The 17,515-nt window shown below is 61.9% G+C and carries 11 protein-coding genes; 7 read left to right on the top strand and 4 right to left on the bottom strand.

The window, feature by feature from the left end; translation table 11 throughout:
* The first annotated feature begins 103 nt into the window (after window positions 1-103).
* Window positions 104-5,521, top strand: a complete 5,418-nt coding sequence (locus tag L9Z73_RS11350) for a non-ribosomal peptide synthetase (protein ID WP_247400215.1) — start codon at window positions 104-106, stop codon at window positions 5,519-5,521.
* A 72-nt stretch (window positions 5,522-5,593) separates the two neighbouring features.
* Here L9Z73_RS11350 and L9Z73_RS11345 read toward each other — a convergent pair whose 3' ends face one another.
* The 4 genes from L9Z73_RS11345 to L9Z73_RS11330 all read right to left on the bottom strand — a co-directional run bounded on the left by L9Z73_RS11345 (window position 5,594) and on the right by L9Z73_RS11330 (window position 11,930).
* Window positions 5,594-6,886 carry an OprD family porin gene (locus tag L9Z73_RS11345; protein WP_247400213.1) on the bottom strand — a complete coding sequence of 431 codons (1,293 nt, stop codon included), beginning with the start codon at window positions 6,884-6,886 and terminating at the stop codon, window positions 5,594-5,596.
* Between the two features lie 457 nt (window positions 6,887-7,343).
* Window positions 7,344-7,559, bottom strand: coding sequence for a hypothetical protein (locus tag L9Z73_RS11340; protein ID WP_247400211.1), 216 nt, complete (start codon window positions 7,557-7,559; stop codon window positions 7,344-7,346).
* Between the two features lie 234 nt (window positions 7,560-7,793).
* The gene (aguA, locus tag L9Z73_RS11335) at window positions 7,794-8,900 is read right to left on the bottom strand and encodes an agmatine deiminase (protein WP_247400209.1); all 1,107 of its coding nucleotides are present in this window, start codon (window positions 8,898-8,900) and stop codon (window positions 7,794-7,796) included.
* 120 nt (window positions 8,901-9,020) lie between these two features.
* Entirely contained in the window at window positions 9,021-11,930 is a 2,910-nt protein-coding gene (locus L9Z73_RS11330) for an aminotransferase (RefSeq protein WP_247400200.1), read from the bottom strand.
* A 153-nt stretch (window positions 11,931-12,083) separates the two neighbouring features.
* Here L9Z73_RS11330 and rfbB point away from each other — a divergent pair, with 153 nt between their 5' ends.
* From rfbB to L9Z73_RS11300, 6 genes are all read left to right on the top strand, one after another.
* Window positions 12,084-13,166: a dTDP-glucose 4,6-dehydratase gene (gene rfbB / locus L9Z73_RS11325; protein WP_247400198.1), complete on the top strand. Its 1,083-nt coding sequence runs from the start codon at window positions 12,084-12,086 to the stop codon at window positions 13,164-13,166.
* A complete protein-coding gene (gene rfbA, locus L9Z73_RS11320) occupies window positions 13,163-14,038 on the top strand; it encodes a glucose-1-phosphate thymidylyltransferase RfbA (protein WP_247400197.1) in 876 nt (291 codons plus the stop codon). Before rfbB ends, rfbA begins: the two co-directional genes overlap by 4 nt.
* Window positions 14,035-14,580 carry a dTDP-4-dehydrorhamnose 3,5-epimerase gene (rfbC, locus tag L9Z73_RS11315; RefSeq protein WP_247400195.1) on the top strand — a complete coding sequence of 182 codons (546 nt, stop codon included), beginning with the start codon at window positions 14,035-14,037 and terminating at the stop codon, window positions 14,578-14,580. The genes rfbA and rfbC overlap by 4 nt, the downstream gene beginning before the upstream one ends.
* Window positions 14,577-15,446, top strand: a complete 870-nt coding sequence (gene rfbD / locus L9Z73_RS11310) for a dTDP-4-dehydrorhamnose reductase (RefSeq protein WP_247400193.1) — start codon at window positions 14,577-14,579, stop codon at window positions 15,444-15,446. Before rfbC ends, rfbD begins: the two co-directional genes overlap by 4 nt.
* Before the next feature lie 36 nt (window positions 15,447-15,482).
* Window positions 15,483-17,291, top strand: coding sequence for a sensor histidine kinase (locus L9Z73_RS11305; RefSeq protein WP_247400191.1), 1,809 nt, complete (start codon window positions 15,483-15,485; stop codon window positions 17,289-17,291).
* On the top strand, window positions 17,288-17,515 hold a 228-nt coding region (locus tag L9Z73_RS11300; protein ID WP_247400189.1), incomplete at its 3' end, for a response regulator. The genes L9Z73_RS11305 and L9Z73_RS11300, both read left to right, overlap by 4 nt.

Here is a 17,515-nt window from a genome sequence, read left to right as displayed (position 1 = left end):
GGTTGTGGCAATCATTTATGCGATCTGCTTCACCCATCCGTCGTTGTGGGTCCGCACGCTGTCATGTGGGGCTTTCATTGCTGTGGGGCTGAACCTGTATCAGATGGTGATCGAATACGTCGGTCGCATCGACCAGCAGATCAAGATTCGAGGCTATCGCATCGAGCCCGGAGAGGTCGAAGCGCGCATCCAGCAACACCCTGAAGTCGAGACCTGCGTGGTGCTGGCCTTGCCTTCGCCGACCGGTCCGCGGCTGGTCGCCTATGCCGTGGCCACAGTGTCGGCGGATGAGCCGAGCCTGGAGTTGCGCGTCAAGCAGGCGCTGGCCGGGCAGTTGCCGGACTATATGATTCCGGCGCGGCTGGTGTGGTTGCCAAGCCTGCCGGTCACCCCAAACGGCAAGCTCGACCGGGCTGCGCTGCCGACCCCGGACTGGCATGTCCAGGACGGCGAGTTCATTGCGCCTCATGGCGAGGTGGAAACCTTGCTGGCTGGCCTCTGGCAACAGTTGCTGGGCCATTCGCAGGTCGGCGCGACCGAAAACTTCTTCGAACTGGGCGGCGACTCCATCGTCTCCCTGCAACTGGTGGGCCGTGCGCGTCAGGCTGGCGTGCTGCTGACGCCCAAGGATGTATTCGAACAGCAGACTATCCGGGGCCTGGCCCAGGTGGCCAAGGTTCAGGAAAACCTCGACCAGGCACAAGGACCGGTCATGGGTTCTGCCGCGTTGACGCCGATCCAGGCCTGGTTCTTCGAAAGCCCGATCAATGCTCGTCAGCACTGGAACCAGTCGGTACTGCTGCAACCGCGAGAACCATTGGACGCGACGCTGCTGAGTCGTGCGTTGCAGGCTTTGGTGGCTCACCATGACGCCTTGCGCCTGCGCTTTACCCAGGACGCCGCCGGCCTCTGGCAGCAGAGCCACGTCGAGACGGCTTCGGTGCCGCTGGACCATGTGCAGGTGACTGACGCCACACAATTGGCCAGCGCCTGTAGCCGCATTCAAGCCGGGCTGCACCTCAGTGCGGGTCCTTTGCTGCGCTGTCTGCTGCTTGATGGTCCGCAGGGGCAGCGTCTGTTGCTGGCCGCTCATCACCTGGTGGTGGACGGTGTGTCTTGGCGCATTCTTCTCGAAGACCTGCAACGTGCCTATGGCCAGCTCCAGGCTGGCCAGCCGCTGGATTTGGGTCACAAAACCAGTGCTTTCCAGCGCTGGGGCGAAGTGCTCCAGGCTCAGGCACCCTCGCGTGTGGCGGAGCTGGACTTCTGGCGCGCCACCCTGGCAACAGGCGTGGCCAGCCTGCCCTTGATGGATGAAATGGGCAGTCGTCGCCGCGACCAAGTGCGTGAGTGTCAGGTGCGCCTGGACGAGCCACTGACGCGCCAATTGCTGACCCAGGCGCCACAGGCCTATCGCAGCAGAGTCGATGAACTGCTGCTCACCGCGCTGGCCCGTGTGGTCCTGCGCGCGACGGGTGGCGAGAGCCTGCTGGTAGGCCTGGAGGGCCATGGCCGTGAGGTCCCGGCCGATTACCGCGATGTTGACCTCAGCCGTAGCGTGGGCTGGTTCACCAGCCTGTACCCGGTGCGCCTGCACGCCGACCCAGCAGCGCCAGCCGGTGTGGCGATTCGTGGCATCAAGGAGCAACTGCGCCAAGTGCCTGATCAAGGTATGGGGTATGGAATCCTGCGTTACTTTGGCGAACCTCAGGTGCGTGTCGAACTGGCCGGTGGCCCGCAACCGTTGATCACGTTCAACTACCTTGGCCAGACCGACCGTGGCCTGGATGCCCAGGGATTGTTCAGCATCGCGCCCGAGCGTGGCGGTGATGATCAGGCGGCCGATGCGCCGTTAGGCAACGAACTGATCATCAATGCTCAGGTGCGCCAGGGCGAGTTACACATGAATTGGCAGTACAGCGGCGCGCGGCTTGCTTCGGCCTGGGTCGAGCAATTGGCGCAGGCATGCCGTGCCGAGCTGCAAGGCTTGATCGAGCATTGCCTTAGCCCGGACGCGCAACGCTTCACACCTTCGGACTTTCCGCTGGCAGGGCTGGACCAAGGCACGCTGGAAGGCCTGCGGTTGCCCGTCGATACCGAGTTGCTTTATCCGCTGTCGCCGTTGCAGCAGGGCATGTTGTTCCACGCCGTGCAGGCCCCAGACGAAAGCCACTACCTCAACCAGTTGAGTCTGGCCATCGACGGCCTCGACGCTGCGCGCTTCAAACACGCCTGGGACACCACGGTGGCGCGGCATGACGTGCTGCGCACCCTGTTCCTTTGGGAAGGGTTGAGCCAGCCATTGCAAGCAGTACGTCGCAGCGTGCCGTCTCCGGTCCGGCTGCTCGACTGGCGCGAGCGGGCGGACCGCGAAATTGCCGTCGAGGCGCTGGCGCAGCAGGAACGTAATGAGGGCTTCGATCTGGGTACCGCGCCCTTGCTTCGAGTGCTATTGGTACGTCTGGGTGAGCAACGCTATCAGTTGATTTTGACCAGCCATCATTTGTTGCTCGATGGCTGGAGCTCATCGCGATTGATCGCCGAGGTCTTGCAGCACTACCGGGGCACACCGCCTGCCGAGGTGGCAGGGCGTTTTGTCGATTACGTGCAATGGCTGCAGCAGCATGATCTGGCGCAGCGCCAGGCTTTCTGGCGCGAGCGCCTGGTCGATCTGGATGAACCGACCTTGCTGGTCAACACCGTGACCGGCGTGGGCGAGGGTGTTGGTCACCGCCAGCACCACTGGCAATGCGATGCGGCGATGACCGCGCGGCTGATCGCCATCGCCCGCCGCGAGCGCGTGACCCTCAACACCTTAGTGCAAGGTGCCTGGAGCCTTTTACTGCAACGCTATAGCGGGCAGGCCACGGTAGCATTCGGCGCCACTGTGGCGGGCCGTCCGGCACAGTTGCCTGATTCCGAACGCACGCTGGGGCTGTTCATCAACACGTTGCCGGTGATTCAGACGCCGCCCGCTCAGCAGCCTTTAGGCGAATGGCTGCGTCAGTTGCAAGGCTTCAACAGTTCGCTGCGCGAACATGAACATACGCCATTGTTCGAGATCCAGGGCTGGGCCGGGCAGGGTGGTCAAGCCCTGTTCGACACCTTGCTGGTGTTCGAAAACTACCCAGTGGAGCAGGCACTTGGTGAAGCCAGTGGCTTGCGTTTCTGGCCAGTGCAGCGGCACGAAACCACGCACTACCCACTGACCCTGGTGATTCATGCCGGCGCGCAATTGCAGATTGAGTTCAGCTACCGTCAGGACGCGTTCGCCGAAGCCGAGATAGTCCGTTTCAGCGAACACTTGGCCGGATTGCTGGCGCAGTTCGAAGACAGCCGTCGTCCGTTGGCTAGCCTGACCTTGTTGAGCCCTGTCGAGGTTCGCCAGATCGACGCGTGGAACGCCACCGATACGCGCTATGCGCAGTATTCGAGCCTGCCCGCATTGATTACAGAACAGGTTCGTGCAACGCCGGACGCCTTGGCGCTGGTGTATGGCGACACACGCCTGAGCTATGCCGGGCTGGACGCCCGCGCCAACCAACTCGCCCATTGGCTGCAAAGCCAGGGCGTGGGGCCGGATGTGTCGGTTGCCGTTTCGGCCGAGCGCTCGGTTGAGTTGGTGGTGGCACTGCTGGGTGTGATCAAGGCCGGTGGTGCGTATTTGCCGCTGGACCCGGACCTTCCGCGTGAGCGCCTGCAAGGCATGCTCGCCGACAGTGGCAGCCCGTTGCTGTTGACTCAAACCCACCTGCTCGACAAGTGGGATGGCGAGGCAGGCGTGCCGGTGCATGTCCTCGAAAACTTGCCATTAGCGACGCAGTTGCAGACCGCACCGAGCGTCGATATCGGCCCGGAAAACCTGGTTTATTGCCTGTACACCTCCGGTTCCACCGGCAAGCCCAAAGCCGTCGGCAACCGCCACGCTGGCTTGCTCAATCGCTTGCAATGGATGCAGGCCGAATATGGCCTGAGCGCCAGCGACCGCGTGCTGCAAAAGACCCCGTACAGCTTCGACGTGTCGGTGTGGGAGTTTTTCTGGCCGCTGCTCAGCGGCGCGGCACTGGTCATGGCACCGCCGGGTGCGCACCGTGATCCGCAAGCGTTGCGCGAGCTGATCGTCGAGCACGGCATCAGCACGTTGCACTTCGTGCCCTCGATGCTCCAGGCGTTCGTTTCAGCGGGAGAACTGCCGGCTTGTACCTCGCTTAAACGCATCATTTGCAGCGGCGAAGCCTTGCCGGCGGAGTTGCAGCGCCAAGTCTTGGCGCAGACTGCCAGCGAGTTGCACAACCTGTACGGCCCGACTGAAGCGGCCATCGACGTCACGTCCTGGGCATGCCACACGGACGGTAACAGCGTGCCGATTGGCCAGCCCATCGCCAATACGCAGATTCACATTCTCGACGCCGACCTCAACCCTGTCCCCGTGGGCGTAGCGGGCGAGTTGTACATCGCCGGTGTGAACCTGGCGCGCGGTTATCAGGCGCGTCCATCGCTGACCGCCGAGCGCTTCGTGGCCAACCCCTACGGTGCGCCAGGTACGCGCATGTACCGCAGCGGTGACCTGGCGCGCTGGCGTGTCGATGGTGCGATCGACTACCTCGGTCGCCTCGATCATCAGGTCAAGTTACGCGGCTTGCGTATTGAGCTTGGCGAGATTGAAACCGTACTGGTGGGTCATGAGGCCGTTCGCGAAGCACTGGAAACGCATCAACCCCACCCGACCGACTCCCACCCCTCCAACGGCGAGCGCCTGCACGCACTGCGCGTGCCCTGGGCCGACGCTATGCACAGCGCCACCCGTGCCGTGGACGCACAGGCTGCGAGTCTGCAAATCGATGCCCTTTTCAGTGCGGCGCACACGCTGCGTGAGCAACTGTCCCGCGACCTGTTCGCCGAAGTGGCCGGCGAACACACAGCCCAGACTCATCTGTTGGAAACCCTGGCTGCCTCGGCACAAGGCGAACATGCCCTGCACGAAGGCGGTCGTCGGCGTGCCGTGTTGATGGCGGTGTTGGCGGTGCCGTTTGTGTTGCTGGGGCTGGCGATGATGAGCGAGCCTTGGCTTGCCCCCGAACGCTTGAAAGGCACAGCGCTGTCCGCCGTGGGTGCCGGGGCGGGAATTGCCAGTATTGCGCTGATATTTCTGTGGCTGGGCATCCGCCGATTCAAACGCGCGCCGCAGACCGCGTTGCGCCTGACGCCGGAACATTTCGTGTTCGCCAATCTGGCGCAACCGCTGCCCATCGAACACATCGCCACTGTCACGTTGCAGTTTCTCCAAGGCATCTGGGTGACCGTCGAACTCAAACCCGAAGCCCCACTGCCCGAACTGCGCAAAACCGCATTCGGCGTGCCCGGTGCGCGGGTCAACCGCAGGAAACGCCAGGTGCTGTTGCAGATGGCGCAACTGTGCATCGACAACAAGAAGATCGAGCCCTATGAAGGCCTGATGCTGATGACTGACTACGTGAAAGCATCCCTCGCACGCAAGATTCTGCAAAACTGGCAGGACTGACCCACCGACATAAAAAAACCCCGAACCAGTCGGGGTTTTTTTCGCCTGCAATCAGGCGCGACGCCGGATCAATTAGAAAACGTTGATCGGGTAGTCGACGAACAGACGGTATTCGTTGCCGCCTACGTTGTAGTCGCTGGCGTTGTTGGAAACGCGCAACCACGAGGCACGAGCACGCAGGCTCAGGTCTTTGACCGGGCCGCTCTGAACGATGTACTTGAACTGGTTCCAGATTTCACGCTCGGTGCCATCGCCACGACCACTGCCGTCGTCGATGTTGGTACCGCGCACGTAAGCCACGTTGTAGGTCAAGCCAGGTACACCGAAGGTAGCGAAGTCGATGCCGTAGGCCGCTTGCCACGAACGCTCGTCCTTGCCGTTGAAGTCGGACCAGTAGGAGTTGGCCAGCAGGATGGTGTTGCCACCGTCGCCGATGCCGGTCTCGTTAGTGTTGTCACGGTAGCCGCCGTACAGATAACCGGTGTCGCCAGTGCTGCGCTGGTGGGCCAAGGTGAAGCTGTGCGGACCAACGGCCCATGTGGCGCCCAGGCTCCAGATCTTGTTGTCGCGCGCGTCTGCATCGCCACGTTGCTCGGCGAAGCTGCGATCCAGCTTGGTTTTGTAGCCGTTGAAGTCAAACGTCAGCGACTGCTTTTCTGGCAGGGCCAGCACGTAGTTGACGTTGACGTATTGCTTCTTCAGCACGTCTTCCATGTCGGAGGCATACAGCGCTGCAGACAGGCTTTCGGTGAACTTGTAGCTGCCGCCCAAGTAGCTGATGTTCTTCAGGTTGCCGCTATCGGTGCCTTCAGCACTTTTGCGCGCTTCCTTGGTGAAGTGACCCGCGTCCAGTTGCAGACCTTCGATCTCTTTGGAAACGATCGAGGTACCGGTGTAGGTTTCCGACAACAGACGAGAGTTGTCGTAAGCCAGCACGGGCACGTTCGGGAACTGGTCACCGTACTTGAGCACAGTGTTGGAAAGGCGGAACTTCACCGCCGCGCCGCCTTTGGCCAGGTCGTTGGCGGCTGAGCCGCTGTCGCCTTGCTTGAAGAAGTCGATACCGCCCGCGCCGCTGCGGCCTTTACCGCCGTCCAGGCGAATGGCGTACTGGCCAATCACGTCCACACCCACACCGACGGTGCCTTGGGTGAAGCCGGACTCAAACTTGCCGATGAAGCCCTGGCCCCATTCGGCTTTGTCTTGCTTGCCGTTCTTGTAGTCACGGCTGATGTAGGCGTTACGTGCTGCGATGTTCAGATGGCTGTCTTCAACGAAACCCTTGGATTGTTCCTGGTCGTTTGCCATTGCTGTCGATGCGCTCAAAATCCCCAGAGCGATCAGACTCATCCGTTGTTTCAACATTTTTTTTATTCCTTATTACTGATTGAATACGCGCTATGACACCAGGCTCCTTATTGCTGTTTTGGTGTCGACTTTTTCCGAAAAAAAGAAAGCCCGCGGACGACTGAACTGCCGCGGGCCTTTTTTTATTGGTTGAGTCATGGCTGTTAGCCACAGGCGTTGGACGCAATGCTAGTCTCGCGTTGAACTATGTGTCAATTTCGCTAATCGTCTGTATTTAGGCAAAAAAATTCTAAGCCATGGCCTACAACGCTTTAAGCATTGCCTGGAAATCTCATCCATACAGAAAAAATACATATTTAGTAACGTATTTTACAAATCACACGTTTGGGAAGACATAACGCGTGCAAATTGAATTGGGCGCTTGCGCGCGGTCGGTGTCGGTCAGCCACTTATTCAGTGGAGGGCACACCGCAATGGCGAGCAAGCTCACTCGCACATTTTGATAGGCGCGTTCCTAGTTGTGCATCAATTCACACAATGCATGCATTTCATCCTCGCTGAAAAAACCAGCCGGGTAGCGCTCATTCATCACGCTGCGTAAATCTGGCTGCTGCCTGATCTGCCGTGAGCCGTGTGTCTTCAACCAGAGCGCCAGCGCATGAATTTCGTCACTGTTGACCCGCACGGGGTGGAACGTGCGCGCGTGCATCACGTCGATATTGGCATTCATTTCAGCGCTCTCTCCTACTGCGTGAGCGGCTAACTTACTCAAGGTTTATGACAGAACTGCGCAGTCATCACCGTGAGCTACTGTGACAATGCCAATACAAGAGCTATGCCAATGTGCCGTGTTTATAGGCAATCGGACACAAAAAAGCCCACGGCCTTACGGGGCCGCGGGCTTGTTGTGAACGCTAAAAACGGCTGGCGCCCGCTCGCCGTTCCGGCGTTGTTACAACTGCACTCAATTTTTCTGCGGGGCAGGCTGTTGTTGGGTCAGGCAATGGATATTACCCCCACCCAGTAACAGTTCGCGGCCCGGCACCATCACCACTTCGTGCTGCGGGAACAGGTTCTGCAGGATTTCCCGGGCCTGGCTGTCCAGCGGGTCGTCGAAGCTCGGCGCGATGATGCCACCGTTGACGATCAGGAAGTTGACGTAGGAACCGGCCAGACGCACGCAAGGATTGCGCTCCTGGCTGCCGTCCACCGGGTCCACACCCGCGCACTCTTCCTCGGTGGCATAGAGCGGCCCCGGAATCGGCATTTTATGCACTGTGAACGAGCGTCCCTGGGCATCGGTGCTGCTTAGCAGCACGTCCATGGCCGCGTGGCAGCGGGAGTAGTTCGGGTCTTGCGGGTCGTCGGTCCAGGCCAGCAACACTTCGCCTGGGCGCACATAGCAGCAGAAGTTATCCACATGGCCGTCGGTTTCGTCGTTGAACAGACCGTCCGGCAACCAGATGATCTTATCCACAGCCAGGTTGGCGCTCAGCACAGCCTCGATGGCTGCGCGGTCGAGATGCGGGTTGCGATTGCGGTTGAGCAGGCATTCTTCTGTGGTGATCAGGGTGCCTTCGCCGTCGACATGAATCGAACCGCCTTCCAGCACAAACCCTTCGGTGCGGTAGCGCGGCGCGCGCTCGATCTCGAGAATCTTGCCGCCGACCTGCGCGTCACGGTTCCACGGCGCATACAGGCCACCGTCAAAACCGCCCCAGGCGTTGAAATCCCAGTTCACGCCGCGCACTTCGCCACTGTTGTTGATCACGAAGGTCGGGCCGGTGTCACGCACCCAAGCGTCGTCGCTGGACATTTCCACCACCCGGATATTGGGCACATCCAAACGGGCACGGGCGTTTTCGTATTGGCCGGCGGAAACCGCGACGGTTACCGGCTCAAAACGCGCGATGGCCTTGGCCACTGCCACGTGCGCGGCCTGCGCCGGCTTGCCACCCAGGCGCCAGTTGTCCGGGCGCTCGGGCCAGATCATCCAGGCCTGGGTCTGTGGCGCCCATTCGGCGGGCATATGAAAGCCATCGGCGCGAGGTGTGCTGTGCAGGGTGGTCATGGCAATCAGGGCTCCGAAAGGGTGAAAGCCGACTTTATAGCGGATAAAAATCGGCCTTAATAGCATCAAAAGAACATAGTCGAAAAATATGACAGCAAATAACCGATAACAATCGATTATTTACAGTTGTTCATCCAACACCTTCGACAGCATGTCGACAAAGAAATCCACACTGCGTTTGGAAGTGACCATCGGCGGCTTGATCTTGAGAATGTTCAGGTAGTCGCCGGTCGGCTGCATGAAAATCCCCAGCTCACGCAAGCGGTCGCACAGCAGTGTGGTCTCTTCGGTGGCGGGTTCCAGAGTATGCCGGTCGCGCACCAGCTCCAGGCCCAGATAGAAGCCGGAGCCGTGAACGGCGCCGACCAACGGGTGACGGTCGATCAGGGCTTCCAGGCGCGCCTTGAAATGCGCGCCGATCACTTGGGCGTTTTCCCAGAGCTTTTCTTCCTCCATCACATCCAGCACCGCCATGCCGATCCGGCAACTGACCGGGCTGCCCCCCGATGACGAGAAGAAATACCCTTCGGCCTCCAGCGCCTCGGCGATCTCCCGACGAGTAATCACCGCCCCCAACGGCTGACCGTTGCCCATGCCCTTGGCCATGGTGATGATATCGGGCACCACGCCCTGCTCTTCAAAGCCCCAGAAGAAATGCCCCATGCGGCCATAACCCACCTGCACTTCATCGGCGATGCACACACCGCCCTGGGCGCGCACCAACGCATACACCTGCTGCAAATAGTCCGGCGGCAGGGAGATGCCCCCGGCATTGCCATACACCGGCTCACAGATGAAGCCGGCCAATTGGCGCTTGCTCGCGGCGATTTTCGCCAGGTTGTGTTCCACGCTTCGCACGTAATCCGGCGCGCTGTCCTGCCCGCGGAACTCGCCGCGATAGGTATTGGGCGCGGTCACCGGATGCACCCACTCCGGACGACTGCTCAAGGCCTTGGGGTTGTCGGCAATCGACGTGGACACCGCATCCGCCGCCACCGACCAACCGTGGTAGGCCTCCAGCACACTGAGCATGTCGCGCCCGCCGCTGTAGGCCCAGGCCAGGCGGATCGCCAGGTCATTGGCTTCGGTGCCGCTGTTGACCAGGAAGACCCGATCCATGCCGTCCGGCGCCAGCGCCAGCAAACGCTCGGAGAATTCGGCAATCGCCGCATAGTGAAAACGCGAGTTGGTGTTGAGCAGCGACCACTGCCGCGCTGCCACCGCCGCCATGCGGGGGTGACCATGGCCGAGCACGGCCACATTGTTGAGCATGTCCAGATAGGAGCGGCCCTGCATGTCGATCAGGTGGTTGCGCCAGCCCCGTTCGATGCGCGGCGGGTCGACGTAATAGTGCTTCTGCGAGCGCGCGAAGCTGGCGTCGCGGCGCGCCAGCAGGGCTTCAGGGTCGAGCTCTGGTTCGGCATCGCAGGCCAGCCCTAGCAGCGTCGAGGGTGACGGGCATAGCGCTTGCCACGCCAATGCTCGGCTCGGCGTGCAGAACAACGGCGGTTCAAGATCGGCGCGGCACCATTGCACGGTCAGGGGGGCGTGGACCTCGCCCAGCATTTGCCCTTCCACCACCGTCGAACCCGCTTTCAACAGGGTTTTTACGCCCCACAACCGCAGGCTCAACGGGCCATTCTGCACCCACAACAGGCCATCGGCGCCGACGTGCAGCACCCCGGCGAAGGGCGCTTCCACCGCTGTGCCGTGGGGCAGGTGCAACTCGACATGCAGCGGGAGCGTCTGCGGTTCCGTGGCGCTGTCTGGGTTCGTGCGCGACAAACGGTATTGGCCGTAGCGACTGGCCGCCAACCCGTGAACCGCCGCAGCCTCGTCCAGTAACCGCCGGTCAATCCCAGGTTGTTCCCAATTGCCCGCCTCAAAGTGCGGGCTGAGCACCCCCAGGTCGATCAGCGCGAACTCACGCCCCACCAGTCCCGGCAAGAGCGGCGCAAACCCCTCGCTGGCGATCGGCGGCAGCGTCTGCCCGACGCTGCACAGGATCGCCGCCTCCATCAATTCAAACGGCACCGACGTCGCCACGTGGAAAATTTCCCACTCATGCTCGGCGTTTTTCAACAGGTAGTCGTTATCGGGATCAAGGCGTTGCTGCTGTTCGCTGCTGAGCACCAGCACCGCCGCACGGGCGACGATCAGCGGCCACAGCGCCTGTAATTCTGCGCGTTGCAAAGGCGTAACGGCGTGACAAGCCTGGATTGCCGGCAAGATGGCAAAGGGATCGCCCTGGGCATGGTGCAACAGAGCGGCACAGGTCACCGACAGGTCGGCGATGCGCCAGGTATGCACCAGATCGCCGAAATCAATCACCCCCTGGACCTGCCAATGACGCAGGGCATCGCGCTGCCAGACCACATTGTCATCGGTGATGTCCATGTGTACCGCTTGCCAAGGCAAGTGATCCGCCAGGGGGCGAATGCGCGTACCGACTTGCTCGGCCACTTGCGCCAATGCAGCACGGTGGGGCAGGTCTGGCAGGGTCGCCAGCAGGTGGCTGATCAGTTCCTGAGCGTGGCGCGGGTCCCATTGCAGGGGCCGCTCCAGGCCTGGGTGGGCGAAATCGGCCAGCGCCTGGCTCATCCGCCCGCACAATTCACCGAAACCTGCGATGACCTCGCGGCCCACGTGAGGCAGGTGGGTCAAGGGTTGGCCGTCGATGTAAGCCAGCAGCCGCAGGTGCAGGGTTTGCCCGTCGACAGTCACGGTCAGCAGGTCCTCACCGTTCAGGGCCTTGATGACCCGGGGGACGCGCAACCTGTCCGGTGTCTGCAACGTGCGGAGCGCGGCGTGCTGGGCGTGCAGTTCAACAGCGGCGTAGTCGCCCAGGCAGATTTTCAGCACAAACCGGCCCCGGTCGCTGTCGACCCTGTAGTTGAGGTCTTGCTGGCTGCCCAGGGACCGTAAGGTGCCCGTGAGGCCGTAATGCTGCTCAAGTAACCGTACCGCCTGGTCGGGCCCCACTTGTGGGCAGGGCAGGCTGGCGCGATGGATCAACGTGGCGAGCAACATGATGTGGACCTCTGTTTTTATCAGGCGTTTATATCGCCATTGTTGATGGGGGTTAAGCAACCCCCCCTACGAGCCGCGCTTGCACAGATCCGCGTCACAACTCAAGCTATGCTCCATTCGTTTAATGTCCGTCTAAGGAAAAGGCCCTCCGACATGCGCATTCTTGTTACTGGCGGCGCTGGTTTTATCGGCTCTGCCCTGATCCGCCACCTGATTCAACACACCGAGCACGAAGTGCTCAACCTGGACAAACTGACCTACGCCGGCAACCTGGAGTCGCTGACCAGCATCGCGTCCAACAGCCGCTACGAGTTCGTCCAGGCCGATATCGTCGACCAGGCCACCGTCAGCGCTGTACTCGCGCGCTTCGAGCCCAAGGCGATCATGCACCTGGCCGCCGAGTCCCATGTCGACCGTTCCATCGACGGCCCGTCGGATTTCATCCAGACCAACATCGTTGGCACCTACAGCCTGCTGGAAGCCGCCCGCGCCTATTGGCAGACCCTCGCAGAGCCGGCCAGGAGCGCGTTCCGCTTCCACCACATCTCCACCGACGAGGTGTACGGCGACCTGCACGGCGTGGATGATCTGTTCACTGAAACCACGCCCTATGCACCCAGCTCGCCCTACTCGGCCAGCAAGGCCGCGTCCGACCACCTGGTTCGCGCCTGGCAGCGCACGTATGGCCTGCCGGTATTGCTGACCAACTGCTCGAACAACTACGGGCCGTTTCATTTCCCCGAGAAGCTGATCCCCCTGGTGATCCTCAACGCCCTCGCCGGCAAGCCGTTGCCAGTGTATGGCGATGGCTTGCAAGTCCGCGACTGGCTGTTCGTCGAAGACCACGCCCGTGCGCTGCTCAAGGTGGTGACCGAAGGCGCGGTCGGTGAGACCTACAACATCGGCGGCCACAACGAGCAGAAGAATATCGACGTGGTGCGCAGCATCTGCGGCCTGCTGGAAGAGCTGGCGCCGCAACGCCCGGCCGGTATCGCGCACTTCACCGACCTGATCACCTTCGTCAAGGACCGCCCCGGCCACGACCAGCGCTACGCCATCGATGCCAGCAAGATCGAACGCGAGTTGGGCTGGGTCCCGCAAGAAACCTTTGAAACCGGGCTGCGCAAAACCGTGCAGTGGTACCTCGATAACCTGGAATGGTGCCGCAGGGTCCAGGACGGCAGTTATCAGGGCCAACGATTGGGCAATACCGACATGAAGGATCTGATTGCATGATTAAGGGAATCGTATTGGCCGGCGGCTCCGGCACCCGTTTGCACCCCATCACCCTGGGCGTGTCCAAGCAACTGTTGCCGGTGTATGACAAGCCGATGATCTACTACCCGATCTCGGTGCTGATGCTCGCCGGAATCAAGGACATCCTGGTGATTTCCACACCGATGGACTTGCCGCAGTATCGCAACCTGCTGGGGGATGGCAGCCAGTTTGGCGTGCGTTTCAGCTATGCCGAGCAGCCGTCTCCAGACGGTTTGGCTCAAGCCTTCATCATTGGCGAAGAGTTCATCGGCGACGACCCCGTGTGCCTGATTCTGGGCGACAACATTTTCCATGGCCAACATTTCGGCGACCAGTTACGTACCGCTGCCGAACGCCCATCCGGGGCGACTGTATTCGGCTACTGGGTCAAGGACCCGGAGCGTTTTGGGGTGATCGACTTCGACAAGGAAGGCCGCGCCCTGTCCATCGAAGAAAAACCAGCCAAGCCCAAGTCGCCCTATGCCGTCACCGGCCTGTACTTCTACGACAACGAAGTGATCAAGATCGCCAAGGCGGTCAAGCCTTCGCCCCGTGGCGAACTGGAGATCACCGACGTGAACAACGCTTACCTCAAGCGCGGCGACCTGCATGTGGAGCGTTTTGGACGTGGCTTCGCCTGGCTCGACACCGGCACCCACGACAGCCTGCTCGAAGCCTCGACCTATGTGCAGACCATTGAGCACCGTCAAGGACTGAAAGTAGCCTGCCTTGAAGAGATCGCTTACGAGAATGGCTGGATCGATCGTGACCATCTTCTGGAACGCGCCAAGTACTTCGGCAAAACCGGTTATGGTCAATATTTGTACACGCTCGCCGGGGATACTGAATGAATGTAACCGCCACTGAGTTGCCCGGCGTATTGATCATCGAGCCGAAGGTTTTTGGCGATGAGCGCGGCTTTTTCTACGAGAGCTTCAACGCCAGGGACTTTGCCCAGGCCACAGGGCTTCAAACGCAATTTGTGCAGGACAACCACTCACGCTCGCAAAAAGGCGTGCTGCGGGGCTTGCATTATCAGCTTGAACATACCCAGGGCAAACTGGTGCGTGTCATCGCCGGCGAAGTGCTGGACGTAGCCGTCGACATTCGCCGCAGCTCACCGAACTTCGGTCAATGGGTCGGCGTGCGCCTGTCGGCGCAGAACAACCGCCAACTGTGGGTGCCGGAAGGCTTCGCCCATGGTTTCGTGGTGTTGAGCGACTATGCCGAATTCCTCTACAAGACCACCGACTACTACCAGCCGAGCGCCGAGCGCAGCATCCTCTGGAATGACCCCACGCTGGCCATCGACTGGGAGCTGACCGAACCGCCGCAACTGTCCGCCAAGGATCAGGCCGGCAAACTGCTGATGGACGCCGACCTGTTCCCATGAAGATCCTGATCACCGGCCAACACGGCCAACTCTCCCAAGCGCTGCAACAACGGCTCCAGGGCCAGGGCGAACTCATCGTGCTGGGCCGCGACAGGCTGGACTTGGCCCACGTTGACCAGATCCGCGAGCAAGTGCGCGCCCATCGCCCCGACCTGATCATCAACGCCGCAGCCCACACCGCGGTCGATCAGGCCGAAAGCGAGCCGGACGCGGCCTTCGCGGTCAACGCCACCGCGCCCGGCGTCCTCGCCGAAGAAGCCAAGGCCTTGGGCGTGCCGCTGATCCACTACTCCACCGACTACGTGTTTGACGGCAGCAAACCTGCGCCTTACACCGAAACCGACATCCCCAACCCGTTGGGCGTCTACGGCCAGAGCAAGCTCGCCGGTGAGCAGGCGATCGCGGCCGCGGGGGGCGAATACCTGATCCTGCGCACCAGTTGGGTCTACTCCCTTCACGGCAAGAACTTCCTGCTGACCATGCAGCGCCTGCTGCAAGAAAAACCGCAGATGCGCATCGTCGCCGACCAGATCGGCGCGCCGACCTGGGCCGGCACCATCGCCAACAGCACCCGCGCGTTGATCGAGCGCTGGCAGGCCGGCCAGGCGGGCGACTGGGGTGTCTATCACCTGACCGCCCAAGGCGAAACGTCGTGGTTCGGCTTCGCCCAGGCGATTGGCGAGCACCTGCGCGCCGCTGGCAAACCCTGCGCCGAATTGGAAGCGATCCCGTCCAGCGCCTACCCGACGCCGGCCAAGCGCCCATTGAACTCGCGCCTCGATTGCAGCCGCCTGCAACAGCAGTGGCAGGTCAGCCAGCCGTCGTGGCAAGACGCATTGCGCGAGTGTCTTGCACACCAGCACTAGGCATAATGCGCCTGTACCCTCAGGCGCATGACTCCCATGACCCCATCCCTCCCGCGAAGACCCCGCTGGCGCAGCCTCGCCCTGTTGGCGTTGTGCCTGGCGCCGCTGCTGTGGCCGCTGGAGCACCTGGCCGAGCGCTACTATCGCAGCGAGCTGGCCGGGCAGAACCGTCAGACCCTCGACCTATACGTTGCCAACCTGCTGGGCACCCTGCATCGCTATGAAGTGCTGCCGCAGATCCTCGGCGACTTGCCAGCCCTGCGCACCGCGCTGGCGGCACCGCAGGTCAGCACCAACCTGGCCAACGCCAACCTGTTGCTCAAGGACGTCGCCGCCCAGGCCGGGGTCGAAGTGATGTACCTGATGGACACCACCGGCAAGACCCTCGCCGCGTCCAACTGGGACAAACAAGACAGCTTCGTCGGGCGCAATTTCTCGTTCCGCCCCTATTTCAGCGAAGCCATGGCCGGGCGCCTGGGGCGGTTCTTCGGCCTGGGCACCACCTCGGCCAAACGCGGTTACTTCTTCGCTGCCGCGGTGCGCGATGGCGAGGAAATCATCGGCGTGCTGGTGGTCAAGGTCGACCTGGACCACACCGAAAGCCTGTGGGGCAACACCCCGGAGCAACTGCTGGTCACCGACCACAACGGCGTCGTGATCCTGACCTCACGCCCGCAATGGCGATTCCGCGCCACCCGGCCACTGACGGCCGAAGAGCACCAGGCGATTATCGCCATCCAGCCCTACCCCACACGCGATCCGCAACCGCTGGTCTTGAGCCCGACGGCGTGGTTGCGCCAATCCACGGCCATCGCCGAAACCGGCTGGAACGTAGAGATCCTCGCGCCACAATCGTTGATCAACCGCCCGGTGCGCACCGTGGTTGCGGTGGGCGGCGCCACGCTGTTGGTGCTGATGTTGCTGCTGGGCCTGATGATGCAGCGCCGTCGGCACTACCTGGACCGCATCGCCTTCGAAGCCAAGGCCCGACGCGAGCTGGAAATGCGCGTGGCCGAGCGCACCAGCGACCTGGAAGGCCTCAACCGGCGCCTGAAACAGGAAGTGCTGGAGCGCGAACATGCCCAGCAGGAACTGGTGCGCGCCCAGGATGACCTGGTGCAGGCGGGCAAATTGTCGGCGCTGGGCACCATGTCGGCGAGTATCAGCCACGAGCTCAATCAGCCCCTGGCGGCGATTCGCAGTTATGCGGAAAACGCCGAAATCCTGCTCGACCATGAGCGCACCAACGATGCCCGCGGCAATCTCAAGCTGATCAGCGAACTGACCGGGCGCATGGCCTCGATCATCGCCCACTTGCGCGCTTTCGCCCGGCGCGATCGGCATGCGCCGGAAAGCGTCGCCCTGCAACCGGCGCTGGACGACGCGCTGGCGTTGCTGGCCAAGCGGCGGCGCGCGATGGAAGTCGAGTTGATCCGTGACTTGCCCGAGGCCACCCTGTGGGTCGAGGCTGGTGAAACCCGCCTGCGCCAGGTGCTGGGCAACTTGCTGGCCAATGCCCTCGACGCCCTCACCGAAAAAGGCCCGCCGCGCAAACTCTGGCTGAGTGCCGAAACCACCGAACAGGGCGTCAACCTGTACATTCGCGACAACGGCCCGGGGTTTTGCATGGAAGCCCTGGGCCGCGCCAGCGAGCCGTTCTACACCACCAAGACCCGCACCCAAGGCCTCGGGCTGGGCCTGGCGATCTGTGACACCTTGATGCGTGCCTTTGGTGGCGAACTGCTGTTTGCCAACCACAAGCAAGGCGGCGCGCTGTTAACCTTGAAATTGCGTGCCGGCTCGCCGGGCGTCAGTCTGCAACCGTCCGAGGACCGCAGTGTATGAGTATCGATAACCAGATCCAGGTAGTGTTGATCGACGACGATCCACACTTGCGTCAGGCCCTGTGCCAGACCCTGGACCTGGCCGGGCTGAAAGTCCTGCCCCTGGGCGAAGCCACCGGCCTCACCGCACGCCTGTCGCGGGATTGGCCGGGCGTGGTGGTCAGCGATATCCGCATGCCCGGCATGGATGGCCTGGAGCTGCTGGCTGACCTGCACGGCCAGGAC

This window comes from Pseudomonas emilianonis (genome assembly GCF_023072625.1).
Classification (GTDB): Bacteria; Pseudomonadota; Gammaproteobacteria; order Pseudomonadales; family Pseudomonadaceae; genus Aquipseudomonas; species Aquipseudomonas paraveronii.
Note: the sequence above shows the minus strand (reverse complement) of the source record. Positions and strands in the feature narration are given on the sequence as shown.

What these genes read in the sequence shown, in the direction of transcription:
- rfbA (WP_247400197.1), top strand. Translation starts at nt 13,163, where the DNA reads ATGATTAAGGGAATCGTATTGGCCGGCGGCTCCGGCACCCGTTTGCAC.
- L9Z73_RS11340 (WP_247400211.1), bottom strand. Translation starts at nt 7,559, where the DNA reads ATGAATGCCAATATCGACGTGATGCACGCGCGCACGTTCCACCCCGTG.
- L9Z73_RS11305 (WP_247400191.1), top strand. Translation starts at nt 15,483, where the DNA reads ATGACCCCATCCCTCCCGCGAAGACCCCGCTGGCGCAGCCTCGCCCTG.
- rfbD (WP_247400193.1), top strand. Translation starts at nt 14,577, where the DNA reads ATGAAGATCCTGATCACCGGCCAACACGGCCAACTCTCCCAAGCGCTG.
- rfbB (WP_247400198.1), top strand. Translation starts at nt 12,084, where the DNA reads ATGCGCATTCTTGTTACTGGCGGCGCTGGTTTTATCGGCTCTGCCCTG.
- rfbC (WP_247400195.1), top strand. Translation starts at nt 14,035, where the DNA reads ATGAATGTAACCGCCACTGAGTTGCCCGGCGTATTGATCATCGAGCCG.
- L9Z73_RS11350 (WP_247400215.1), top strand. Translation starts at nt 104, where the DNA reads ATGGTGATCGAATACGTCGGTCGCATCGACCAGCAGATCAAGATTCGA.
- aguA (WP_247400209.1), bottom strand. Translation starts at nt 8,900, where the DNA reads ATGACCACCCTGCACAGCACACCTCGCGCCGATGGCTTTCATATGCCC.
- L9Z73_RS11345 (WP_247400213.1), bottom strand. Translation starts at nt 6,886, where the DNA reads ATGTTGAAACAACGGATGAGTCTGATCGCTCTGGGGATTTTGAGCGCA.
- L9Z73_RS11330 (WP_247400200.1), bottom strand. Translation starts at nt 11,930, where the DNA reads ATGTTGCTCGCCACGTTGATCCATCGCGCCAGCCTGCCCTGCCCACAA.